Raw genomic sequence first — 25258 nt, 5'->3', positions numbered from 1 at the left:
GGGAGGAGGTTTCTCAGGTTGGAGACAATAGCGATGCTACATCTATATATATAGGAGAAAGCGGTGAGCTGACATCTTTTTCTGGGAATTTAGATGTGGGAACCGCAGAGGGCGCAGAGGGCGCAGAGGGAGGAAGAAGGGAGGAGGTTTCTCAGGTTGGAGACAATAGCGATGCTACATCTATATATATAGGAGAAAGCGGTGAGCTGACATCTATATATACAGGTACAATCTATTTGGTTGGTCACGCTCATTTAGACTTGGCTTGGCTGTGGCCTGTCCCGGAAACTTGGGAAGCGGCACAGCGAACTTTTGAGTCGGTATTGAAATTGCAATCGGAGTTTCCCGATTTGATATTCTGCCATTCAACTCCGGCACTTTATGCTTGGATAGAAGAACATCGGCCGGACTTATTTGCTGCGATTAAAAAACAGGTGGCGGCGGGTTGCTGGGAAGTTGTCGGCGGGATGTGGGTAGAACCGGATTTAAACTTGATTTCTGCTGAGTCAATGGTGCGGCAAGTTTTTTATGGACAGCGTTATGCAAAAGAAAATTTTGGGGAATTGATGCGGGTGGCTTGGCTACCTGATACTTTCGGTTTTGGGTGGCAATTACCTCAGATTTTGCGGCAAGGTGGAGTTGATTATTTTGTGACGCAAAAGTTGCGGTGGAATGATACAACGGAATTTCCCTACGGTGTGTTTTGGTGGGAAGGGTTGGACGGTACTAAAATATTTAGTATGATGTCTCCTCCCATTGGTGAAGGCATAGAATCTGTGAAAATGGCAAGTTATGCTTTTGACTGGCAAGCTAAAACTAATTTGCAAGATGCTCTTTGGTTGCCTGGAGTTGGCGACCACGGCGGTGGCCCGACTCGTGATATGTTGGAGGTGGCGAAACGCTGGAAAATGTCGCCTTTTTTCCCAAGGTTGGAGTTTGCGACAGCGGTTGATTATTTGTCTTTGATTGAGAGTCAGTTTTTGCCGGAAGTTGGGGAAAGTTCGCAGGAAAGTGATGTTCCAGAATCGGACAATCAGGAAAATTTGCGGGCGCGAGAATTGTCAAACTTGTCGCCAATCAAGGATGCAAATCCTCCCATCTCACAACTCAAAACTCTTCCCGTTTGGAAAGATGAACTTTATTTAGAATTCCACCGGGGTTGCTACACGACTCGCGCCGACCAAAAACGACAAAACCGCCGCTGCGAAGAATTGCTCTACCAAGCGGAGTTGCTGTCTTCGCTGGCAACGATTTGTACTGGTGCGGTTTATCCGAAATCTGAGTTAGAATCAGTTTGGAAACAAATTTTGTTTAACCAGTTTCATGATATTTTGCCCGGTTCTGCGATCGCCCCAGTCTACGCGGATGCTAATCTAGCTTTTGCTGAGGTCGATCGCACTTGTCGCGAAATCCTGCTACAATCTTTGGATGCCATCTCGGCTCAAATTTCTCTCCCTTCCCCTCCGCAGCCTGACGCTCAACCGATTTTGATTTTCAATACTCTCAATTGGCCGCGCTCTGAGGTTGTCGCCGTACCGCTTCCCGATTCCGCTGATTCCGCTTGGCAAATTTACGATTTTTCCCGACGGCGATTGGCTTCGCAGATTGTCAGGGGCGATCGACCGCAATCGCACTCTACACTGTTATTTTGGGCAAATAATATCCCCGCCGTTGGCTACCAGGTGTTTTGGCTGTGTCGCGAAGACGCTCAAACTGTGGATCATGCGTCCGCGAGTCCAGAAACCGAAAAAAAGACAGATTTATCAAAACTTACACACGGTATAGCACAAAAAAACACAGCTTGTCAAGAAACGCATTTTGCAGCCGCAGAAATGGTTCTAGAAAATGAATTTATTCGGGCAACAATAGACGGCAAAACTGGGGATTTATCCAGCATTTGGGATAAAGTAAATAACCGAGAAGTCCTGAATGCAGCCGGTGGCAATCAACTGCAAGCATTTCAAGACAGCGGCCAATATTGGGATGCTTGGAACATTGACCCAAATTATGAAAAACATCAATTACCCGCGCCGATACTCAAAGATATTTGTTGGGTAGAGGAGGGGGAATTACGGCAGAGTTTGCGCGTAGTCCGACAAATTGGCAAGTCGGAGTTTTGCCAAGATTATATAGTAGAAATAGGTTCGCCGCTGCTGAAAATCAAGACAGTGGCAGATTGGCAAGAAACTCACGTTTTAGTAAAAGCAGCCTTTGGGTTAAATGTAGAAGCAGATTTTGCAACTTGCGAAATTCCCGGCGGTGCGATCGCACGCACAACCAAGCCGCAAACACCCGCCGCAAAAGCCAAATGGGAAGTGCCGATTTTGCGCTGGACTGATATCAGCAATGACGGTTTTGGAGTGAGTTTGCTCAATGATTGCAAATACGGTTGCGACCTTCAACCGAATCGAATTCGGCTGACTTTGCTTCGGGGTTCGACTTGGCCGGATGAACAAGCAGATTTAGGAGTTTCGGAATTTACTTGTGCAGTTTATCCCCATGCTGGAAATTGGCAAGAAGCCGACACAGTTCGACAGGGCTACGAGTTGAATTTACCACTGCTAGTAAAGGTGTTGCCCAAGTTAGAGAAAAATGACCACAAGACTCTGCCCGCAGTTGGCAATTTCTTGGATTTGTCCGCCGAAAATTTAGTGCTGATGGCATTCAAACAATCGGAAGATGATTCTAATGTGTGGATTTTGCGGTGTTACGAGTGTCACGGTGAAGAGGCAAAGTTGGAATTAAAGAGCGATTTGGGTTTGGCGATTAGTCAGCCTGTCGATTTATTAGAACAACCCATAAATTTGCCTCAGAATTCAGACGATGGGACAAGTTTCACAATATCGCCGTGGAAAATAGCCAGTTTTGCAGTAAATTTATCATTGCCAATGGAGAATAGTACCCCATCGGACATTTATCCAACCTTTTGAGACTTTGGGAACTTACTGTTAACAAAATTTGTCAACCTGCGCCAATTAGCTCTCACAACTTTCTTCTGATCTAAAATATGCAAAATTACGAACGCTAAAAATGTGTACGCCAGCCAAAAATGCAAACTCCTTCCCAAATCAACCATTGCGGAATTCTGCGGAAACACATCGGGTAAAACAATGCCGAAAAATTTCACATTGTTACTTTTGAAAGAGTTAGAAAAAAAGAAGCCTGTAACCGGAACTAGCCACATAAAAACGTACAAAGTTGCGTGCAAAGCAAAATTTTTGTACCATTCATTCGTAAACTTTGGCAGGCGTTTTGTATATTTTTTCCACCATACCCGCAACAGAGTTAAAATCCGCCAAGTCAGTAAAGCCATTGTCAGCACCGCTACGGATTTGTGAAAATCATAAAGGGGGCCTCGAATAAACAAGCCTCTCGGCAATCGAGCCATAAACATACCGCCAATAAACAGCACTAAATAGCAAGCTGACATCACCCAGTGTAAGGACATCAGTTGTTTGAACGCAGAATTAAGTCTGGGTTTCGCAGCGGGTTGGGTAGTCACTGTTCCTTGCCTCCTTAGCGTTTGCTGGACAAGATTAAGTATAAACTATAGGACTAAAGTCGGTGGCCGATTGTGCATTATAAGATTTACTTAACTTAAGTATTATAAATATTTATTAAACAGTCTAATTAATTAGATTCACCCTCGTCATTCCCAATACAAAACATCGTACTGGGGTCGATCGCCTCCCAAGCAGTTTTCAGGTCGAGTATCCCCAAAAGCCACAGCACTCATCTGACTCGATAATTGCAACCGCCGCCCGGTTCATCCGCAGCCCCGGCAAATATCCCAAACCGAATCCGAAGTAGGTCAGTCCGAATCTAGGTATTTGAGTGTTATCGTATATACTTAAAATCAGTGATTGCCGATTTTTTTATTGTCTAGGATGCTAAAAGTACAGACCGGGTAATTGCAGCTAAACCTGCTGGCATTGCAACTAGCGGGAAATATCGTCGGCAGACGGTCTACTAACTACAAACAAACACAGTGGTTGCATTGGGAAGCGAAAATCAGGGTGCTGGACAAGTGGTATTTTTGTTACAACTTGTAACTTTTTTCAAACAACAGGTTTAATTTAGTTTCACAAAAAAGTTAAATTCCAGAAAGTAAAATTAATTACAGTCGAGTTAAGCTAAAAGTGTTTGCTAAAAAAAGTAATTCAAGCAACCCCGAAACCAACTATTCTCACTTGCTCGACACAGAGGGCGAGTTCGCGACAGCAAAACTTGCGTGCAGCCAACAAGTCGAACAAGATTGGTATGGAACTCTCTACGAGAATTTTCCGGGCATTTACTTCGTTCTAGATGCTTTGGGAAGAGTTTTTTCGCTCAATCAATTCGGCGCGTCTCGCCTCGCCTACAAATCGCAGGAATTAATTTGTCATTCAATTTTTAACATATTTTACTGCCAAGAACAAGGCAAAATGCAGGCAGAATTTGCTGGATTGGCCCAGCCGGAAAACGGTACGTCAACTCCAAAAATTGCCTGTTGGGAAGGCTGCTTGACTTGCAAAGACGGCAAGATTATTAGGGTAAAAGCAACCGCGCGCCCAATGCCGACGGTTGATTGGAAAATAGAGGAAAATACTCATGGTCGTTCAATTGCCAATTTCCAACGGCCGGCTGTACTGTTAGTTTGCGAAGAAATTAAGGCCGCTTCGCAGTCACCCATGCCGCCCAACCAGAGAGGAAATTGGCGCAGTCCAACTTTGGCGATCGCAAAATTAGCCAAAAGTCAACTAAAAGAACGCCACAATATAGAAGACTTCATCCGCGAAGTAACAGAAACCGCTGTCAGTATTGTCAACTGCGATCGAGCCAGTATTTGGCTGTATGGCGAAGACAAAACGCAGCTTCACTGCATTGACCTTTACGAACAAAATACTAAACTCCATTCCGTACAAATAATCATCACAGCAGCCGACTGTCCGGCATATTTTCAAGCTTTAAAATCGGCAAGTGCGATCGCAACTGTGGCTGCAGAAAATGACCCCAGAACGCGAGAACTTGTCGGTCTTTATTTGCTCGATCGGGGCGCGACTTCCTTGTTGAACGTACCGATTGTGCTAGCAGGTAAAAGCTTGGGAATAGTCAGCGCCGAACGCCAGGGTTCGGACGGTGATTGGACGGAAGAAGAACACGAATTTACCCAAATATTAGCAGATTTTGTATCCTCAAGTTTGTCAGCTAGCGAAAAGTTAAAATTAGAAGCAATGCGGCACGAACAACAGCAAAACTTGCTAAGCCAATACTACGATCAACTAGAAGAAAGAGTAGAAAGACGCACGGCTGAACTCAAAAAAGCTAACCACAAACTGCAAAAAGAAATAATTAAAAGAAAACAAGCCGAAGCCGAACTACGCCTGCAGCAACAAGAACAGCAAATAATTTTTGATTCCGTGCCGGCGATGATTTGGCTCAAAGATACCGAAAGTCGCCTGCTGCGAATTAATCAAGCCGCCGCTGCATCGAGAGGTTTGCCCGCAGCTCAATTAGAAGGTAAATCTTTTTATGAAATCTATCCAGACGAAGCAGAGCAATATTATTTAGAAGATTTGGAAGTAATCAATTCCGGCGTTCCCAAACAGGGGCAAGTCGAACTACTGCCAACAGCCTCTGGTCAAAAATGCTGGGTGCGGACAGATAAAATACCTTACCGCGATGAAACCGGTAAAGTCGCTGGCGTCATCGTGTTTGCCGTAGATATTACTGATTTAATTAGAGTCGAAAAAGAACTGCGAGAATATCGCGATCGCCTCGCACAAAAAGTCGAAAAACGTACTGCTATGTACAGGCAAGCCATGACCGCTTTGTACTCGGCAAATACGCAATTGCAACAGTTAATTAACAACAGCTATTCCTCTGGGGAAAATGGCAGCAGCCAGTCAGCAGCGCGCTTGCTCGAATGCGAAGCTTATTTTGAAGCTGTTGCCGTGGCTGACCGCGACACAATTTTGAGCGTCAGCAGCAATTTTGCCCAACTTTTCGGTTACGAACCTGCGGAAATGGTGGGAATGAGCTTGCTGGAACTACTGTCGCCGAAATCATACAAACAGGCGTCGCAAATGATTTCTGCAGCCAGCAATACAGTCTGTGAAACTATTTTTCTCAAGCGAGATGGAACTGCTTTTCCTGCTGATGTTCGCAGTAAATTCGTATTTTGGGAAGGTCGTTTAGTCCAGGTGAAAGCAGTCCGAGACCTCACGGAACGCAAATTGCTCGCAGCAGAATTAGAGCGATCGCGCTCTCTGCTGCACGCTACCTTAGAAGCAACGGCAGACGGCATTCTCGCCGTTACTACCGCCGGAGAAATGATTAGTTATAACGAAAAGTTAGTTCAAATGTGGGGAATTTATGAAGAAGTTAGAAACTCAATGGATAGAACGCTGCGACTGGCATTTCTCACGAAGCAAGTGAAAGATCCGAGGGCTTTTTTGCAGAGAGTTAAAGAATTTTATAGCGATGCGGAGTCGGAAGGTTGCGATATTCTAGAGTTTAAAGACGGCCGCTCTTTTGAGCGCTATACGCAGCCAATTCGAGTCGGACAAAATATTATTGGCAGGGTGTGGCGCTTCCGGGATATTACCTCTCGCGAAAAGGTGACGGCAATGTTGGGAGATTCTCAAAGACGCTTTCGGGCAATTTTTGATTCTTCTTTCCAATTTGTGAGCTTATTGAAACCGGACGGCACTCTGCTGGAAGCTAACCAAACTTCTCTGGATTTTGCGGGAATTAAGCTACGGGATGTTGCCAATAAACCGTTTTGGCGGTTGCCTTGGTGGGGAGATTCTGAGGAAGTTAAGGAACAGTTGCAAGAGGCGATTTCTCGATCGGCAAAAGGTGAATTTGTCCGTTATGAAGTGGAAGTTCAAGGTGTAAATCGGACGGCAACTGTTGATTTTTCTCTCAAACCGGTCGCGGATGAAACTGGCAAAATAGTATTGTTGCTGCCGGAAGGTCGGGACATTACTGAAAGTAAGCAAGCCCAAGTCGCGCTGCGGCAACAAATAGAACGGGAACGTTTGATCGGACAGATTCAATCGCGCATCCGTTCTTCTCTGGATCTCCAAGATATTCTCAACACTACAGTAGCGGAAGTGCGGGAGTTTTTGGTAACAGATCGCGTGCTGATTTTCCGCTTCCGACCCGACTGGAACGGAGATGTGGTGGTGGAGTCGGTTGCAGAAGGATGGATGCCACTGAAGGGGATGGGAATTGACGATTGCTGTTTTGCCAATACTTACATCGGACAGTATTTAAAGGGCCGCATTCGTGCCATAGAGGATGTTCATGCTTCTAATTTGAGCGAGTGTCACCTTAATTTTTTGGAGGCGTGTCAGGTGAAGGCAAATTTGGTGGTGCCGATTGTTCAGCAGGGAATAGAACCTAGGGAAGGTAACGGTTCTTGTCAAGTGCCGAAGTTGTGGGGTTTGCTGATTGCCCACCACTGTTCGGGACCCCGCCAGTGGCAGCAGTTTGATGTGGATTTGCTGAGTCAGTTGGGTACTCAAGTTGCGATCGCGATCGAACAATCTTTACTTTACCAGCAGCTAGCTGCGGCCAACCAGCGGTTGGACGGGTTGGCGAATTTGGACAGTCTGACTCAACTAGCTAACCGCCGCCGTTTTGACGAGGTGATCAACCGAGAATGGGAGCAGTCGAGCTCTTTGGAACCGCTATCTTTGATTCTGTGCGACATTGACTGTTTTAAACTTTACAACGACAATTACGGCCATCAAGCCGGGGATGCTTGTTTGCAGCAAGTGGCGCGGGCGATCGGGGATGCTTGCACAAACGCACCCGCAGAACGCCTTTATTTGGCTGCTAGGTACGGCGGCGAGGAATTTGGGGTTATTTTGCCAAATACGGATATCGTGGCTGCACAGGCTGTTGCTGAGGGAATCCGCAGCCGCGTCAAAGCCTTGGCAATTCCCCACATCAAGTCTGTTGTCGGCGATTATGTGACTCTCAGCTTGGGAGTTGCGGTCGTTTCGCAAAGTCAAAATTCCCCAAAAATGTTGATTGAAGCTGCGGATAAGGCGCTTTATCGAGCTAAGTCTGGCGGGCGCGATCGAGTGGCGATTAGTGATTAGTCAGTAGTCAGGTTATTTGAGATTTTAGATTTGAGATTTTAGAATTGGAAATGACTGATGAAGCTGGTCGTTTAAAGCTTGTCTAAAGTTGCATTCTTTTTTCAAACTGGCATCACAAAAAAGCGATCGCCCTAACTGGCATAAAGTTAGTGCGATCGCGGTACTATGAATCAGCTATTTATCTATCAGATTCGGCGCAGAATTTTTACGCATTTTCACGGATTTTTTTACAAAACTTTACGGTGAGTAGCGTACAAATATCCAAAAACCACGTTTCTCTACCTGATCTCTCTTTTTTTATTGAACCGCAGAGGGCACAGAGGGCACAGAGGAAGAGAAGGGAGAAAGAAGGGAGTTCACACACTGATGAGGGATTGCCATAGCAGCAATTCGCAATGCCCTGTTTGGCCGATGCCCGATGCCCGATGCCCAATTCCCAATTCCCCCCCTATTTAGCTAACAGTTTTTGAAACACCTCATACATATCCTCAGCCAACTTTTTAGGATTCCACAAAGGTGCAAGATGTTCTGGCTGCTTAGATTTTATTAAATGCTCTTTCACGGCATTTCTGAAACCCGCATCGCGGCCAAACTTAACTCCCCACTGCGTGTATTCCTCCCAACTCCACGCCGCACCAACATCAAGATTTGCACTTTTGAGAAAAGCGTAACCCATCCGCGAAAGATATTGGTCGCCGGATCGAGTTACCACTGGCAAATTCGCCCACAAAGCCTCTAAATTGTGAGTCCCGCCGTTGTAAGGATAGGAATCTAAAAGCACGTCGGCTACATAATAAATAGCCCGATGTTCTTCTTCACTTCTGGTTTGACCTATAAACTTAATCCGACCAAAATCTACTCCCTGAATTTCGCATTCTTCGCGGTAAGTGCTGTGAATAACGTCGGGGTCGCCTTGACCTTTGCGGATTAACACACTATCTGGTACTTCCTTAAGGATTTTAACTTGAGCTCGTACCATTTCTGGATTGGTTTTTCTCCCTGGCGCAACGCACAGATAAGTCATTTGATCTAAGCCAATTCCGAGAGCATTTCTAATCGCCTCTCGATTCACAGGAATGCTTTGCAGTGCGCCAATTGCTACCGAACCTGCCGGCAATCTTACTAACTGTTCTAAGTAATTTTTTTCAACACCAGGGGGGTGAGTGTGTTCGTCGCACAGAAAGTAGTGATTATCAGAAATGTAGGGTGCGTCAAATCCCAGCCAAGAAACGCAAATTCCCGCAGGATATTGATACAGCACTTCGACATTTGTGGGTACTGTCATCGAGTCTAAGTCTATCAAAACATCCAAGTTGTCTTGCGCTACTTCGGCGAAGATTTCACCGCCGTCAGCAAAGCCGTTTGGATATTTTTTAGGCCAGTAAAACTTGCCCGCCATGTCTTCAAACCGCTGCGTAACCTCATCTCGGTGGAGTTTCCCGGTGACGTAAAGGTGAACGTGGGGGGTGATGTGGCTTAATTCGCGAATTAAAGCTTCGCTGCACCAGCCTACTGAGTGGCGGCGAAAGTGTTTGGAAAGGAAGCCGATTTTTAAAGGACGCTGTTCTTTTGTTTGGTACTTGGCTAGGTTGCTTCTGTTAATTTCCTGGCGCTTCGGGACGGCTTTTTGGTAGTATTCTTTGGCAATGAGTCTGTAGAAACTGGCATTCTTTTCGCGGTTGTCTCGCAGGTGAGAAACTGCAAACAGGAAGATTTCGTAGAGTAGTTTTAGTTCGATTCCGCTAAAGGTTTCGACCTTTTCGTAGCAGAGTTTTTCGATTTCTTCGAGTTTCTGAATTGCCTGTTTGCTGACACCTGATTGCAGGTAGGAAAAGACGTAGGCTGTAGCTGACATGACTGGGGCGACATCGCCGCAGTTTTCGCAGTATTTGTCGGCTATGCTACGGGCTCCGGCGAGGTTGGTGGAATGGCTTAGCAAGTCGCACAGTTGTTGGTAGGCTTCGCTATATTTGGGGTTGCATTCGATCGCCTTTTCAAATTTGGCGATCGCCTCCAAGGGCTTATCTTGTTTCTGAATGTGTCCCATCCGGCAGTAAACCTCTGCCCAATTCGGTTTTAATGCCAAAGCTTGCTGATAGCTGGCTAAAGCTTCTTCCAGTCGCCCCTGCATGGAAAAACAACTGCCGAGGTTAGCGTGAACTTCCGGCCAGTCGGGCTTGATTTTCAGAGTGTTTTGATAATTAGTAATGGCTTCTTCGTACTTGTTTTGCTGTAAAAAAGAATTGGCTATATTGAAGTGCAAAACTTCTAAGTGCGGCTTTAAAGCTACAGCTTTCTGATAGTAAGCGATGGCGGCGTCGAGATTGCCTTGTTGCGATCGCGCGCTGCCGATGTTACCGTAAGCTTCAGCCCAATCCGGTTTAATGGCGATCGCTTTTTCGTAGCATTCGATGGCTTCATCGCGCTTTCCTTGGCTGAAAAGTCGATTACCTAAGTTAAAGTGGAAGTCTGCACCGACTAGCTGCGGGTTGAGTTCGGATGTTCTTTTAAAACAGGCGATCGCTGCTTCGATGTTGCCGTGTTGCTGATATACTTTCCCTAAATTCCAGTGAGCTCCCGCTAAATCTGGACTCAGGGCGATGGCTTGCTGGTAATGGGCGATCGCTTCTTCCAAACGCCCCATTTTGAAATACATACTGCCGATATTGGCCCGCACTTCCGCAAAATTTGGCTGCAATTCTAGGGCTTGAGAATACGATCGAATTGCAGCTTCTGTTTTGCCTCCTGCTTGCAAGGCATTGCCTAAAGTGACGTAAGCGTAGATGAAATCTGGTCGAATTTTTAGCGCCTGCTGACAAGCTGCGATCGCCTCTTTAATTTTACCTTGAACTAAAAAGTTTTCTGCCAGTTTTTTGTAAGGTTCTACTTCTTGAAAATTGGCAACTTGTCCGGCATCGGGAACATTTAACGATGTAACTTGTTCGGAAAGTTCGGCGGGATTTGTAAACGGAGTATTTAAAGTCTCAGTGGTTGGTGCTGGCGGCAAATTGAGGCTCGAAGGCTGCAAGCCGTAGCCTTCATCTTTGTTGACAGATACTGTTTGCGATTCCCCTAATTCTGTTTCTAATTCGATAAAGTTGCTGTCAGTAGTTGCCCGCTCTTTTTGTGCGATTAAACTCGCTAATTTCTCAGCAGCGGTGGCATCTTCCGGTTGCTGTTGCAGCACTTTTTGATAGCAATTAATTGCTGCATCTAACTTTCCTTGCTGCTGCAAAACGCTTGCCAGCATCATATTGACCGAACACAATTGAGGATTAATTACCAGAGCTTTTTGGTAATAATTCCCCGCCTGTTCCAATTGCCCTAACTTGTAATACATACTGCCAAGATTCGCGCTAGCTTCGGCAAAATTCGGCTGAAATTTTAAAGCTTGCAAGTAAGCTTCAATGGCCATTTCCAGCTTGTTTTGACTGTGCAAAGCATTGCCCATTGTCAAGTAAGCAGGAGCAAAAGTGGGTTGAAATTGAAGAGCGACATTACAAGAGGCGATCGCCTTTTCAAATTCTCCTTGCAAAACATAAACTTCCGCCAACTTTTTATGAACTTCTGCATCTCCTGGATTAAACTCTAAAGCTTTCTGATAGTTATCGATTGCGCCACCGAGATCGCCTCGATCTTTCAGCCAATTCCCCTTTTGAAAATAATCTCTCACTGCCTCTAAACCTACTAAAGAATTCCCGATCATTTGCTCTGCCACTCTTACAGGTTTTACACTAATACTATTCAGCCATTCTAGCCACTGTCGGGAACGCACAGACCAAGTACACCCTCGATTTCTATATTCTACCTGCTGTCTCCGATGATTTTCAGCAGTGGCGCCGCCCGCACCCGTGCCATCATTTAAAACTCCGACTACGGCCTCTGAAAACCGCCTTGTATATCCCTCCCAATCTGGTTTACCTGCCCGCTTCTAATTACTTATCAATGCAAAATTTTCCACCCCTGACATGGAAACTAGACGGGCAAATCCAGCAGTTGTTTCCGGCAAAGCTGCCAATTCACTCGTCACAATCCGGCAACTGCAGGCCATCGCCTCCATCGCGACAATAGATGACGTTTCCAAACAGGTATTCGAGTAAGCTAAAACCGCCACTGAACGCAGTTGCCGGACGAGTTCGGGTTGCGGTACGGAACCGACGTACTCGACGCCTTCTGTTTCCTGGCACTGGCGGTAAAGTTGACAAAAAAAAGCTGGTTATCATTGTCGTATATTTGGTGTACTTTCATGCTTTAAAATAGTTGAATCTGGTTATGGAAACAGATTGACGAATTTCGAGATCGAGAAATCAGATTTTCATTGTGGCAATTATCCACCGATTTGTGAACTAGATTTTTTTATTTAACCGCAGAGGACGCAGAAGGCGCAGAGAAAAAAGAGAGAAATTCCCAATTGAAATAATTTGCCAGTTCCCTCTCTTCATCTTCTTCCTCTCTGCGTTCTCTGCGCTCTCTGCGGTTAAATAAATCCATAATAAATGGTATAATCTTAAAACTATTAAGGAGTACCGAACATGACCACAGAACAAGATCCCGTAAAATTGATGAAACAGCAAGTCGGCTTTGCAGCCGCCGATCGCGTAAAATCTGGTATGATTGTCGGACTCGGCACCGGGTCAACTACAGCTTATACTATTCAAGCATTGGGCGATCGCATAAAATCCGGTGAACTCAAAGATATCAAGGGAGTGCCGACATCTTTTCAATCAGAAGTGTTAGCCAAACAGTACGGAGTACCGCTGACAACACTAGATGAAATTGACAGAATAGATGTAGCTATTGACGGCGCTGATGAAGTAGATCCCCACCTCAACTTAATTAAAGGTGGCGGCGCAGCCCACACCCGCGAAAAAGTAGTCGATTACCTCGCCACTCAATTTATTGTAGTAGTTGACAGTTCCAAAATCGTAGATAAATTGGGTTCGACTTTTCGCGTGCCCATCGAAGTTATACCCATGGCATTAACACCAGTGATGCGCGCCATTGAAAAAATGGGCGGCAAACCCGAACTCCGCATGGGTGTGAAAAAAGCAGGCCCCGTAATTACCGATCAAGGTAATATGGTAATTGATGTCAAATTTGATGACATTGCCAACCCCGGAGAAATGGAAAAAAGCTTGAATAATATTCCCGGTGTCTTAGAAAATGGTTTGTTTGTAGACTGTACAGATTTGGTGTTAGTCGGGGAAATCCAAGACGGAAAACCAGTAGTACGGGAGATTTCTAAATAGTCAAAACTGCCCCAGTGGTGGTCAATAACTCTTTGTGGAACAGGCATCTTGCCTGTTCAGGAGAAGGCTGCCATATGGGAGTTACAACCCGCAAAAATACCAAAAACAAGGTTTTTTACCCTATAGCAACCGCCAAGACTATTAAGAAGTTCTTAATCAGTGAAACCCTTGCGATTGTTACATTTTCTTCCTTCTTCTTTCTTCCTTCTGCTATAGCTTTGACCGAAAGCATCCAGGATACCCGCCACGTGATTCATCCGTGGAGAAAGAAAAAACCTGTATCCGATGAAACTTGCCGAACGTATTTATCTCGCGCAAGTCAAAGCTTCAATCTAAAATCTAAAATCTAAAATCTAAAATCGATTGACTTTGATTATGATGATGCAATATCGCAGATTCGGTCGCACAGAATTATCCATGCCCGTCTTTTCCTGCGGTGGCATGAGATATCAGTACAAATGGCAAGACGTGCCAGCCAATGAAATTCCCCCAGACAATCAACAAAATCTAGAAGCGACGATTCGTTACTCGATTGAATGCGGCATCAATCACATAGAAACTGCTCGCGGTTACGGCACTTCCGAGATGCAATTGGGGTTAATTTTGCCGAACTTTCCCCGCGAAAAATTGATAGTGCAAACGAAAGTTAGTCCTAAACCAAACTCCCAAGAGTTCCGCGAAGAATTTGATAAATCCTTAGCTTATTTGCAACTGGAATACGTCGATTTACTGTCACTACACGGCATTAATACGTGGGAATTGCTAGAGGAGTCTATCCGTCCGGGCGGCTGCATGGATGTGGCGAGAAAGTTGCAAGCAGAAGGCAAAGTTAAGTTTATTGGTTTCTCGACTCACGGCCCGACTGATGTGATAGTCAAAACAATTGAAACTAATCAATTTGATTATCTTAACTTGCACTGGTACTACATCAATCAAAGTAATTGGCCTGCTATCGAAGCTGCTAAACGTCACGATATGGGCGTTTTTATTATCAGTCCTTCCGATAAAGGCGGTCAACTTTACAGCCCGCCGCAAAAATTGGTAGACTTGTGCTATCCGTTGAGTCCGATGGTGTTTAATGATTTGTTTTGTTTGTCGCATCCGCAAGTACACACTTTAAGTTTGGGCGCCGCCAAACCTGAAGATTTTAACGAGCATTTGAAAGCTGTAGAATTGTTAGATAGAGCCGATGAAATTTTGCCACCGATATTAGAAAAGTTAGAAAAAGCAGCAATTGATAAATTAGGAGAAGATTGGTTTAAGACTTGGCACGTCGGTTTACCAACTATCGAAAATACTCCCGGAGGTATTAATATTTATGTGATTCTGTGGCTGTGGAATTTGGCGCAGGCTTACGATACGATCGACTATTGCAAGATGCGCTACAACCTTTTAGGTAATGCCAGTCACTGGTTCCCCGGCCAAAAAGCCGTAGCTTGCGGGGCGGAACGCCATCGCCTCGATGAATTAGACTTGCGCCGCTGCCTAGCCCACAGTCCCCACGCTGCTAAAATTCCCGGTATTCTCCAAGCAGCCGATCGGCTTTTTGGAGGCGAAGCCATCCAACGCTTGTCCCAAGAATAATCAAAAAAAAACCCGGTTTCGAGACAGAAACCGGGTTGGTGAACCGGAGCACGTGAGTTAGTTACGCGCATACAATTAGCCTATACTTGAGAAACTCTCACCACCATCGCCCATCCGTCTCATCCATTCGGGCGATACAACTTTTTTCTCAACTCACTCCCCTTTTGCTTTAATTTGAGATAAAACAGTTAATAATTCACTTAGGTACTTTTTATGACTCTCAAACGCCGAGATTTCTTGTATTTGCTGACTGCCAGCGTTGGAGCTATTACCGGAGGTGCTTGCCAAGCATCAGGAAATAATGTATCCCCAGCAAGTCCAATTGCAGAAAGCCCAAAAATAGCCCAAACTTCGGGGGCTTTTACACTGCCACCCCTGCCCTACGAATACAATGCTTTAGAACCGCACATCGATGCGCGGACAATGCAATTTCACCACGACAAACACCACGCCGCCTACGTTAAAAATCTCAACGATGCTGTTAGTAAATACCCGCAACTCAAAAATATCACTGCGGAAAATATGCTGCGAGATTTGAGCAAAGTGCCGGAAGATATTCGCACAACCGTGCGTAACAATGGCGGCGGACACCTAAATCACAGTATGTTTTGGGAAATCATGAGTCCCAAAGGCGGCGGCGAACCGACAGGGGCAATTGCAACAGCAATCCAGCAAAATTTCGGCAGTGTGGACGATTTTAAAACAAAATTTAACGATGCCGGCGCCAAGCGTTTTGGCAGCGGTTGGGTGTGGCTAGTCCGTAATAAAGCTGGCAAACTTGAGATTACAACTACTGCCAATCAAGACACTCCTTTCATGCAGGGAAATTATCCAATTATGGGTAACGATGTTTGGGAACACGCTTATTATCTCAAGTACCAAAACTTGCGCGGCGACTATTTGAAAGCTTGGTGGAATGTTGTTAATTGGGCGGAAATTAACAAGCGCTACGAACAGGCGATCGGGTAGTTTTCAATTAGATGAAATACAGGACACGGCCGATGAAATACACGACACGGCAGTGCCGTGTCCCTACTAGCGCACGGGACGATCGAACTGCTGTACAACTTTCCGCAAGTAAACGCAGTGCCGCGCCCCCTGACTCGTGGGCGTTGTGAATGCTTCGACTGACTCAACTGTGCCGCCCAAATGCTCGATCGCCCTTTGCAACTCCGTCTCTTCCTCCACCGTCCAATTCCCACGGTAAAGTACCGCCAAACCGCCATTTTTTAGCAGAGGCAGCGCACATTTAGCGCAGAGAGGAGCGGCTCCCACTGCTCGGAGAAATGCTAAATCGTAAGCTTGTTTGTGCTGCGGCTGTCGGGCAATTTCATCGGCTCTGCCCAACAAAGTTGCCGCATTTTCTATCCCTAAAGACGGCACAACTGTTTCCAAAAAAGTAATTTTTTTGCGGGTAGAATCGAGCAAAGTAACTGATAGTTGCGGCAGGGCGATCGCGATCGGCAACCCCGGAAAACCCCCACCAGTCCCAATATCGATCGCTTTCTGCACCGAATCGGCGACAAATTCGGGATTTTCCGCCGAATTGTGATTAGCTGGCAGCAGTTTCGCAATTCCCCGCAGAGAATCCCACAAATGTTTTTCCCAAAACTCCATCGGTTCGGTAATTCGAGTTAAATTCAAGGAGCAATTTCCCTCGACAATTAACTCATAAAGTCGCTGAAATTGTTGCTGCTGCGACTCATCCGGCTGCCAATTCAGCGTTTTTTGCCACAACTCGTTCATCTGGGGCAACACAGGCATTGTAATCTGATTCATCTTCTATTCCCACTCTTTTGTAAGCTCTGCGAATTCTCTGCACTTAAAAATGCTTCATAATGCGATATACCCGCCCGCACTAACTAATGACTAATGACTAATGACTAATGACTAACAAAACTCGTTTCCTTAGCTTCTAATTTAGCCCGATCGACCTCTTGCAAATCCCCGTGGTTTAGAGTCCAAAATTTATCGGCTACACTCAACAAATCGCTAGCATCGTGAGTAACAATCAACAAAGTCCAGTGACTTTTCAACTTACTCAACAGGCTTACCAACTGCCGCCGCATCGACCAATCCAAACCCGCCGTCGGTTCGTCCAAAAGTAGCAAATGCGGCTGCCGAATTAGCTGCACCGCCAGGGCTACCCTGCGCTGTTGTCCGCCGCTCAAAGCGTGGGGGGAAGCGCGCAGCGGCAAATGTCCTAGTCCCACTTCTGCCATTGCTGAGTTAATTTGTTCTTGTCCCAATTCAGGATGCCCCAACCGCAATTCTTCTAAAATTGTGCCTCCGCAAAAATGCCTTTCTGGAAACTGGAACACTAACCCTCCTAACTGTTGCAAGTGTTCCGGTGTTAATTCTTGTTCCCGCCAGCGGATGTCGCCGCTAGTTTTTTCGGCTAAACCTGCTAATATTTCTAATAGCGTACTTTTGCCAGAACCGCTGCGACCCACAATCAGCCCCATTTGCTGCGATGGCAGTTCTAAGTTAATATTTTTCAGAATAGGATTCGGACAGGCGGTAGGATGATATACTAAGTTTTTTAGATAAAGCATTAACGGCAGTTGTTAGTTGGCAGTTGGCAGTTGCTAGTTGGCAGTTGTTAACACTCAACAGTGAACAATCAGAAAAATAGTTATTGTTGGAGGGGGGAACTTCTGGTTGTGCTATTGATAGTTAAGGCGGTTTTTGGCAGGGGTCGATCGCACACAATTATTTTACATAAATCTTAACAAAAATTTCCTTTTTTTTTCAGGAGTGGCGTTTGATTTTTCTGTTTTTTCATGGTATAGTTTAATAATGGAAATCTGTCCGTCAATATATTACAAGTCACACTACCATTATTAAAATATACCTCAACAACCACAAAAAATCAAGCAAATTTCACTCTTTTTTTGGTGGCGGCCCGAAAGTCTGAAAATTTAACTCTCTTGTTTCTAGTTTACAGTATATTACATTGAGAGAATTGACGATGACGAAAACTCCTTTAGCATCGGTGGGCAAGCAAATGTTAAGTTCTCAACAGACAGTGCGGGCGATCGCCTGTGCAGGAGCGATCGCCCTGGGCATCTGCATTAACTCAGCATTAGCGGGCGATCCCTTTCGCAGCAGCAACCCGCAGGCGATCGGGCCCAACACCGAAACCGCTTTCAAAACAATGTTTCAGCAAGGAAACTACAAACAAGCAAAAGCACAAGTTCAACAAGCACTATCAGCCGAACCAAACGAGCCACTAGCCTATGCAATGGCAGCCTCCCTCTCCTACATCGAGCAGGACTTAAACTCGATGAATTCCTACGCGCAAAAAACCCGCGAAGTCGGCGAAAAATTGGCGAAAACTAATCCATTGCGCGGCAATATTTACACAGCAGCAGGTCACTTTCTAGAAGGGGCGAACATTATAGCCAAAGAAGGAACAGCCAAAGGCGCGCCCCAAGCTTTGAGTAAATTGCGAGTAGTATTTCAATACCTAGAAGCGGCCGATAAAATAGCGCCCAACGACCCAGAACTAAACCTGATCAAAGGCTACATGGACTTAATGCTAGCCACAAACCTACCCTTTTCCAACCCCAACGAAGCAATTCAAAGACTCGAACAAAAAGCCTCTCCCCGCTACTTAGCTTATCGCGGCATGGCAGTAGGATATCGAGACTTAAAAAAGTACGATCGCGCTTTAGAATTTGCGAACAAATCCCTAGCAGAAACGCCAAATAATCCCGAAGTTCTCTATCTAAAAGCACAAATCTTGTTTTCCCAATCCCAGAGGAACAACGGCAACAAAACCTTACTTGAGGAAGCCCGAAAAAACTTCGACGCAGCCTTAGCAAAACCCGACCAACTTCCGCGCAGTTTAGTAGCCGAAATCTTCTTTCAGCAGTGCAGAACCCGTAACCGTCTCGACAGCCAATCTCGCGCCTGCGACCCGATGCGCGATAAAATCAGAGATGCAGATGGAGTCTGGGGGCCGGCAGCCTTACCACCACTATAAAAACACCAAAAAACTATGCAAGTAGAGTTTCGCGAGTTTAACCCCTTTGACCTCTGGATTTGGCTGAAGTTCAGCAACGTGCCTTCAAACGGTGAAAAACAGTATGTTGAAGAAGTGTTTGACTCTTGGTTTTTCTTGGGAAAACTTGGAGGATTTAATGCGGAAAATTTGCAAGTTCAAGATGAAGGCTTAGACATCAGTGATATGAATTACGATGTTAATCTAGCCGACCAAAGCATGATGGCTTTGATGCACAATATGGGAGAAATGGAGTATCAAGGTTATTGGGCTCGCTGCTGGTTTGATTTGGGCACTAGCGATGCCATTGGAATCGATGTTTTGATTAATGTTTTCCAGCAACTCAGCAAAGAATTCGTAACGATTGAAAAACTAATTATTGGCGGGGAAAATACAGACTGGCCCATTGAAAATAGGAGGAGCAGAGAGGGTTTTGCTGCCGATAATTAAACCTTGGCACGACACGGATGACACGGATAAACGGATAATATAGTCCTGGACGCACGGGTAATCAGAAACCGGGTTTTTTTCCTTGAATACTTTGTTACAACGCTTGAAGGGCAAAAAACCCGGTTTCTTTGGTTTTGATGCGTAATGACTAATGACTGATGACTGATGGCTATATTATGCAAGGTAAAATTCGCGTCATTGTTTTAGGATTAATTCGATCGGGCGATCGCATCTTCGTGTCAGAATGCGAAGATCCGGTCACAAAAGACACATTTTACCGCGCTTTGGGCGGCGGCGTAGAATTCGGAGAGCACAGCACCGACGCTTTGCAAAGAGAGTTTCAAGAAGAAATTCAAGCCGAGTTAACAAATATCAAATATTTGACTTGTTTGGAAAACTTCTTTGTTTATAATGGCAAAGCCGGACACGAATTAATACAACTATACCAGTGCGATTTTGTCGATCGCAAATTTTATGAATTGGAGAGTCTGGATTTTGCAGACGGAGATGGGGAACATACTGCATTTTGGATGCCCGTCGAGCGCTTTCGATCGGGCGAATTGCGCCTAGTTCCCGACAAATTTATCGACTACTGCGAAGGCTAATAACTCAACCAATACCAAAAAACAAATACCTGATATGGGAGAATTACACCTAAAATATTTGCCGTCGGGGCAGGTTTCACCTGAAATATTGGCGATAACTAACAGGATGAATAAACCCGCCCCTTCCTTCCGCCCCCCGCATTACCCGGATTTACCTTACACTAGGCAGAGTCCGCAACAGCTCATAGAGCAAAGAGTTGATAAAACCGAGGGCTATAGCACCCAGCAAAGCACTCCAAATTCCCCACCGCAAGCGAAATCCATCCACTAGCCAAGCCGCCAATCCAAAGATAGCAGCGTTGATAACAATTATCCACAAACCAAAAGTTACCAACAGCAATGGAAAACCCAAAACCACAAAAAGCGGCCGCACCAAAGCATTCAGCAATCCAAAAACCGCCGCCGAAATCATCGCTTTTCCAAAAGTGTCAATATCCACCCCGATGGGCAACTTGGAAATGATAAAAAAGCTCACGGAAGTAACTAGCCAAGCAATTACCAGCGAAATAATATCCATGTGCCAATCTCCTTAAAAAAGCTAAACATTAAATCGGAACAACAGCACATCCCCCTCTTGTACAACATACTCTTTTCCTTCACTGCGAACTAAGCCTTTTTCCTTAGCCGCATTCATCGCGCCCGTAGCAACCAAATCTTCATAAGCTACAGTTTCTGCCCGGATGAAACCCCGTTCAAAATCAGAGTGAATCACCCCTGCAGCTTGGGGTGCTAACATTCCCGCGATAATCGTCCAAGCGCGAGTTTCTTTCGGGCCGCTAGTAAAATAAGTCCGCAAACCCAATAATTCGTAAGTAGCTCGAATCAGAGATTTCAAGCCACCTTCTTTGACCCCCAGAGATTCTAGGAAATCCGTTCGTTCTTCCTCGGATAACTCCACCAATTCTGACTCAACTTGCGCCGAAACTATGACAACCTTAGCATTTTCGGCTTCTGCTACTTCCCGCACTTGTTCGACATAGCTATTTCCCGTTGCTAAATCGTCATCAGATACGTTAGCAGCATAGATAATTGGTTTGTTGGTCAGTAATTCCAAACCTTTAACTAATTCAGCTTCTTCATCTGTGAAATTGTACTGCCGCGCCGGTTTCCCGGCATTCAAAACAGCGACTAATTTTTCGAGTACATCCACTTCGGCCTGAGCTTCCTTGTTGTTGCGGGCCAGCTTGCGAGTGCGATCGAGCCTGCGTTCAATTTGAGCTAAGTCTGCTAAAATTAATTCGAGATTGATAATGTCAATATCTCGCTGGGGATCGACAGAACCGGCAACGTGAATAATATCATCATTGTCAAAACAGCGGACAACATGGACGATCGCATCTACGGCCCGAATGTGAGACAAAAACTGATTTCCCAGTCCTTCCCCCTGACTCGCCCCCTTCACCAAACCCGCAATATCCACAAACTCCATCCGCGTCGGCACAGTTTGCGCGGAATTGGAAATATTGCTCAGCACCTTCAACCGTTCGTCTGGCACTGCCACGATACCCGTATTTGGCTCGATCGTACAGAAAGGAAAATTAGCAGCAGTCGCCTTGGCATTAGCAACCAGAGCATTAAACAAAGTAGATTTGCCAACATTAGGCAGTCCGACAATTCCGGCAGTAAGCATAGCTATTTAGAAACATATCACTGTATCAAAATATCATAAGCAATAGCAATATATCTGACTTGTGCTTTCTAACTTCCACTGCTAGGCTTGAATAAATATACAACTTGAGGTAGATGGCTCAATGGTTAACCGATGGTTAAGCAAAGTAACGATGGCTGTGGGGCTGTCGCTGCCTCTGTTAGGGCTCACAGCAGCTAGCGTTTTCGCTAAAATGGTCAAACTTTCGGTGATTAACAACAGCGGCAAGACGATGACAGTCCTCCAGTCGAGTAATTCCGACGATGATTGGGGAGAAAACCTGTTAGACGGTCCGCTTGCCTATCAGGACACTGTCCCTTTTGAATTTGATTCAGCTGAGTACGAGGATGATATCTCGGATGGCTGTGTTTTTGATATCATGGCCACATACTCTGACGGCACACAGTCTGATTTGCGTGGTATTAACTTTTGTACAGCGCCGTCGATCAACTTCAGTAAGTAGTTAATCGATAATTTAGGCAAAAACCGAGTTTTTTCAAGTCTGATATTCATCAAAAAGATTGGGGACTTTGGAGAAAGTCGGTTTTTGCGATCGGCCTGACAAACAATCTTAAATTTCGCGATCGACTAAAACATAATTTAAACAGGTTCAGGGATTGTCTGAGGAATAGGCTCCGGCACTGTTTGAGGAATCGGAGAGGGTACAGTTTCCGGCACCGGTTCGGGAATTGGCTGGGGAATTGGCGCAGGTACCGGTTCCGGTACAAGGCCGGGAATCGGTTCGGGAACGGGGCCCGGCACTGGTGGCGATGCGGGTATAGTCGGCAGCCCCGGTTCGGTGCTGGGAATCTGCGGGCCGGGAAATGGAGTAGGGTTGGGAAAAATCATGTTAGTGTTTTGCTCGCTAATAGAGATGTTTCAAAAACATTTGCTAGCCACTTCTAGCTATATTTTTCAACAAAAATAACTGAGTTGTGGTACTCTTTTATCTCATAATTTTAAACTCAAGAGTGCAGTGAACACATCTATCTAAATAGCTATAATTAACTGTTACTTCCGCATAAATTTATGCCTTTAGCATTAAACTAAGTAGGTGGTTACAAATAAACATGAGATGGGTAGATCGCGTGAGTACAGCAAGAAACTGCCTGAAAGTAAAGGTACTAGCTCAACCCGTCCCTAGAAGATATTATGGTTTTTTCATATCGCTCTACTTAGATATCAAATACAGCAATCAGGATTAAGCGTGTCACCAGCAAACTCTCAAACAAAAACTCCCCTATTAGATGCCTTGCGCGATCGCACAAATCATCCGCACGCCCCATTCTACGCCCCCGGACATAAACGCGGACAAGGAATCTCTCAACCCCTAATTGACTTATTCGGTGCGGCAGTATTTAGAGCGGATTTGCCGGAATTGCCGGAATTAGACAATCTCTTTAACCCAGAAGGTGCAATTGCTGAAGCTCAAGACTTAGCCTCCGCAGCATTTGGAGCAAAATCAACTCGGTTTTTGGCTAACGGTTCGACTTGCGGAATTATCGCCGCCATCTTAGCGACTTGCAGCCCAGGAGATAAAATTATCCTACCTCGAAATATCCACTCATCGGCGATTTCTGGTTTAATTTTATCCGGTGCAATTCCAATTTTTGTCAATCCAGAGTACAACCCGGATTGGGATATTGCCAACAGCATCACCCCAAAAGCTACAGCCGCAGCCCTAGAACAACATCCCGACGCCAAAGCAGTATTGATGGTTTACCCAACCTATCACGGCGTCTGCGGGGATTTGCGGGCGATCGCCCAAATTACCCATCAATACAACATACCGTTATTAGTAGACGAAGCTCACGGCGCGCACTTTAACTTTCATCCAAACTTGCCAGAACCGGCACTATCAGCGGGTGCCGATTTAACAGTACAATCAATCCACAAAACCCTCGGTGCAATGACACAAGCATCGATGCTGCACGTCAAGGGATCTCGCATAGATATCCAAAAATTAAATAGAGCATTGCAGTTAGTACAATCTACCAGTCCGAGTTACATACTATTAGCATCCCTAGACGCCGCCCGCCAACAAATCGCACTCCACGGCAAAGAATTAATAGCGCAAACTTTACAGCTAGCAGAAAAAGCGCGATCGCGAATCAGTCTAATTCCCGGCTTATCAGTTTTAGAACCCTTAAATACACCGGGTTTTGCAGCATTAGACCGCACCAGGCTAACAGTAAAAGTATCAGATTTAGGAATCACAGGATTTGCCGCCGATGAAATTTTGCACTCTCAACTCGGCGTCACCGCAGAACTTCCCATGCCTCAACATTTAACATTTATTATCAGCTTGGGAAATACAGAATTAGATATTGACAATTTAGTTAAAGCTTGTACTCTTTTAGAAGGAAGAAGGAAGTTCGGCAACGTATTCTGTAACGGATGTAACGGATGTCAGGAAGAAGGAAGTTCGGCAACGGATGTAACGGATGTAACGGATGTAACGGATGTAACGGATGTCAGTCCGATGTCCGTCGGAAGAAAGAAGAAGTCCGAGAGAAGAAGTCCGATGTCCGATGGAAGATTTGCCCACTCTCCCACTCTCCCACTCTCCCCCTCTCCCCCTCTCCTCTCCCCCCGCGAGGCTTTCTTTTTTCCAGCGGAAACAGTACCCGCAGACAAAGCAGTCGATCGCCTCAGTGCCGAACTCATCTGTCCCTACCCCCCAGGAATACCAGTCCTAATGCCCGGTGAAATCATTACCCCAGCAGCCGTTGACTACCTGCAACAAATCCTGGCCGCCGGCGGAAAAATCACAGGTTGTAGCGATCCCGGCCTCCAAACTCTCAAGGTTGTGCGACAGTAAATATGAAGGCTTGGGGGAAATTGGCAGAATTTCTACTTCTTCCGCGAGTTCCAACTTCGGTCTTGCTTCAATCAAAAATCAAAATTCAAAAATATAACTATGCTTTGGCCCTACGTCACTCCAGGCATCCCGGATGACTTATTTGAACGTTTACCGGGAATTCCCATGAGTAAGCGAGAAGTCCGACTGCTGTTAATCTCCCACCTGCGGCTGCAAGCAGATTCAGTCGTGTGGGACATCGGTGCAGGTACTGGTACGATCGCCGTAGAAACAGGTTTGCTGTGTCCCAAAGGTCGGATTATTGCCGTCGAAAGGGACGAAGAAGTAGCAAGCTTGATTCGCAGAAATTGCGATCGATTCGAGCTCGACAACGTAGAAGTCATAGAAGGCAGTGCCCCGGAATGCCTGGAAAACCTGCCCCAACCCCCCCACCGAGTCTGCATCGAAGGAGGTCGCCCCATTAAAGCCATTCTCCAAGAAGTCTGGCGGTACTTGCAACCCCACGGTAGAGTTGTCGCCACAGCATCGAATTTAGAGAATCTTTACGCCCTTTCCGAAGGTTTCGCCGAGTTACAAGTCCGCAACATCGAAGTAGTCCAGTCCGCCGTCAACCGCTTGGAGACTCGCGGCCTCAGTCAAACCTTTGCCGCCGTCAATCCCATATTTATTCTCAGCGGCGAAAAGCTGGATTAGAAGTTAGTTGACAGTTGACACTTGACAGTTGACAGTTAACTTTAACCTGGTTCCTCGGCAGATCCTGGGAATACATACCCAATGCCCCATGCCCTATGCCCTATGCCCA

The 25258-nt window shown here is 45.7% G+C and carries 20 protein-coding genes; 12 read left to right on the top strand and 8 right to left on the bottom strand.

The features are described from left to right. The first annotated feature begins 44 nt into the window (after positions 1-44). Positions 45-2930, top strand: a complete 2886-nt coding sequence (locus tag QUA88_RS15010) for an alpha-mannosidase (protein WP_445300593.1) — start codon at positions 45-47, stop codon at positions 2928-2930. On the opposite strand, the gene QUA88_RS15005 is transcribed toward QUA88_RS15010, so the two are convergent. After that, complete coding sequence (locus QUA88_RS15005) at positions 2915-3502, bottom strand: cytochrome b (RefSeq protein WP_333053073.1); 588 nt, start codon at positions 3500-3502, stop codon at positions 2915-2917. The genes QUA88_RS15010 and QUA88_RS15005 overlap by 16 nt on opposite strands. A gap of 637 nt (positions 3503-4139) precedes the next feature. Between QUA88_RS15005 and QUA88_RS15000 the strand changes: the two genes are divergently transcribed. Beyond that, a complete protein-coding gene (locus QUA88_RS15000) occupies positions 4140-8093 on the top strand; it encodes a PAS domain S-box protein (protein WP_333272402.1) in 3954 nt (1317 codons plus the stop codon). Between the two features lie 448 nt (positions 8094-8541). Here the strand turns inward: QUA88_RS15000 and QUA88_RS14995 are convergent, their stop codons facing one another. Together QUA88_RS14995 and QUA88_RS14990 are read right to left on the bottom strand one after the other, a co-directional pair. Beyond that, complete coding sequence (locus QUA88_RS14995; protein WP_333272399.1) at positions 8542-11868, bottom strand: tetratricopeptide repeat protein; 3327 nt, start codon at positions 11866-11868, stop codon at positions 8542-8544. A 156-nt stretch (positions 11869-12024) separates the two neighbouring features. Beyond that, positions 12025-12216 carry a hypothetical protein gene (locus tag QUA88_RS14990; RefSeq protein WP_333053151.1) on the bottom strand — a complete coding sequence of 64 codons (192 nt, stop codon included), beginning with the start codon at positions 12214-12216 and terminating at the stop codon, positions 12025-12027. Positions 12217-12625: 409 nt separating this feature from the next. On the opposite strand from QUA88_RS14990, the gene rpiA reads away from it, so the two are divergent. The 4 genes from rpiA (at position 12626) to QUA88_RS14970 (ending at position 15895) form a co-directional block, all read left to right on the top strand. Then, on the top strand, positions 12626-13342 hold the full coding sequence (rpiA, locus tag QUA88_RS14985; RefSeq protein WP_333053065.1) for a ribose-5-phosphate isomerase RpiA: 717 nt from the start codon (positions 12626-12628) through the stop codon (positions 13340-13342). A gap of 74 nt (positions 13343-13416) precedes the next feature. Next, positions 13417-13692, top strand: coding sequence for a hypothetical protein (locus QUA88_RS14980; protein ID WP_333053063.1), 276 nt, complete (start codon positions 13417-13419; stop codon positions 13690-13692). Between the two features lie 28 nt (positions 13693-13720). Next, positions 13721-14926 carry an aldo/keto reductase gene (locus tag QUA88_RS14975; protein ID WP_445251566.1) on the top strand — a complete coding sequence of 402 codons (1206 nt, stop codon included), beginning with the start codon at positions 13721-13723 and terminating at the stop codon, positions 14924-14926. Between the two features lie 213 nt (positions 14927-15139). Next, positions 15140-15895, top strand: a complete 756-nt coding sequence (locus QUA88_RS14970) for a Fe-Mn family superoxide dismutase (protein ID WP_333053062.1) — start codon at positions 15140-15142, stop codon at positions 15893-15895. A gap of 66 nt (positions 15896-15961) precedes the next feature. Here QUA88_RS14970 and rsmG read toward each other — a convergent pair whose 3' ends face one another. Together rsmG and QUA88_RS14960 are read right to left on the bottom strand one after the other, a co-directional pair. Continuing rightward, the gene (gene rsmG / locus QUA88_RS14965) at positions 15962-16705 is read right to left on the bottom strand and encodes a 16S rRNA (guanine(527)-N(7))-methyltransferase RsmG (RefSeq protein ID WP_333053061.1); all 744 of its coding nucleotides are present in this window, start codon (positions 16703-16705) and stop codon (positions 15962-15964) included. A 104-nt stretch (positions 16706-16809) separates the two neighbouring features. Next, positions 16810-17481, bottom strand: a complete 672-nt coding sequence (locus tag QUA88_RS14960; protein WP_333053058.1) for an energy-coupling factor ABC transporter ATP-binding protein — start codon at positions 17479-17481, stop codon at positions 16810-16812. A gap of 416 nt (positions 17482-17897) precedes the next feature. Here QUA88_RS14960 and QUA88_RS14955 point away from each other — a divergent pair, with 416 nt between their 5' ends. The 3 genes from QUA88_RS14955 (at position 17898) to QUA88_RS14945 (ending at position 19987) form a co-directional block, all read left to right on the top strand. Next, positions 17898-18914 (top strand): Sll0314/Alr1548 family TPR repeat-containing protein, encoded by a 1017-nt coding sequence (locus QUA88_RS14955; protein ID WP_333053057.1) that lies wholly within the window; start codon positions 17898-17900, stop codon positions 18912-18914. 15 nt (positions 18915-18929) lie between these two features. Beyond that, a complete protein-coding gene (locus QUA88_RS14950) occupies positions 18930-19382 on the top strand; it encodes a DUF3531 family protein (RefSeq protein ID WP_333209711.1) in 453 nt (150 codons plus the stop codon). A 158-nt stretch (positions 19383-19540) separates the two neighbouring features. Beyond that, positions 19541-19987, top strand: a complete 447-nt coding sequence (locus QUA88_RS14945; protein ID WP_333053053.1) for an NUDIX hydrolase — start codon at positions 19541-19543, stop codon at positions 19985-19987. Between the two features lie 151 nt (positions 19988-20138). Here QUA88_RS14945 and QUA88_RS14940 read toward each other — a convergent pair whose 3' ends face one another. Both QUA88_RS14940 and ychF read right to left on the bottom strand, forming a co-directional pair. After that, on the bottom strand, positions 20139-20504 hold the full coding sequence (locus tag QUA88_RS14940) for a phage holin family protein (protein ID WP_333209713.1): 366 nt from the start codon (positions 20502-20504) through the stop codon (positions 20139-20141). Positions 20505-20525: 21 nt separating this feature from the next. After that, positions 20526-21617, bottom strand: a complete 1092-nt coding sequence (gene ychF, locus QUA88_RS14935) for a redox-regulated ATPase YchF (RefSeq protein WP_333244213.1) — start codon at positions 21615-21617, stop codon at positions 20526-20528. Between the two features lie 121 nt (positions 21618-21738). Between ychF and QUA88_RS14930 the strand changes: the two genes are divergently transcribed. Continuing rightward, positions 21739-22098, top strand: coding sequence for a hypothetical protein (locus QUA88_RS14930; RefSeq protein ID WP_333272393.1), 360 nt, complete (start codon positions 21739-21741; stop codon positions 22096-22098). A gap of 137 nt (positions 22099-22235) precedes the next feature. Here the strand turns inward: QUA88_RS14930 and QUA88_RS14925 are convergent, their stop codons facing one another. Then, positions 22236-22484, bottom strand: coding sequence for a gamma-aminobutyric acid A receptor, epsilon-like protein (locus QUA88_RS14925; protein ID WP_333053047.1), 249 nt, complete (start codon positions 22482-22484; stop codon positions 22236-22238). Between the two features lie 358 nt (positions 22485-22842). Between QUA88_RS14925 and QUA88_RS14920 the strand changes: the two genes are divergently transcribed. Together QUA88_RS14920 and cbiT are read left to right on the top strand one after the other, a co-directional pair. Next, positions 22843-24456, top strand: coding sequence for an aminotransferase class I/II-fold pyridoxal phosphate-dependent enzyme (locus QUA88_RS14920; protein ID WP_333053045.1), 1614 nt, complete (start codon positions 22843-22845; stop codon positions 24454-24456). A 99-nt stretch (positions 24457-24555) separates the two neighbouring features. After that, positions 24556-25149: a precorrin-6Y C5,15-methyltransferase subunit CbiT gene (gene cbiT / locus QUA88_RS14915; protein WP_190659397.1), complete on the top strand. Its 594-nt coding sequence runs from the start codon at positions 24556-24558 to the stop codon at positions 25147-25149. Positions 25150-25258: the final 109 nt, after the last annotated feature.

The organism is Microcoleus sp. D3_18_C2, from assembly GCF_036702395.1.
In the GTDB taxonomy this organism is placed as follows: Bacteria; Cyanobacteriota; Cyanobacteriia; order Cyanobacteriales; family Microcoleaceae; genus Microcoleus.
This window is presented reverse-complemented; position numbering and strand designations above follow the sequence as displayed.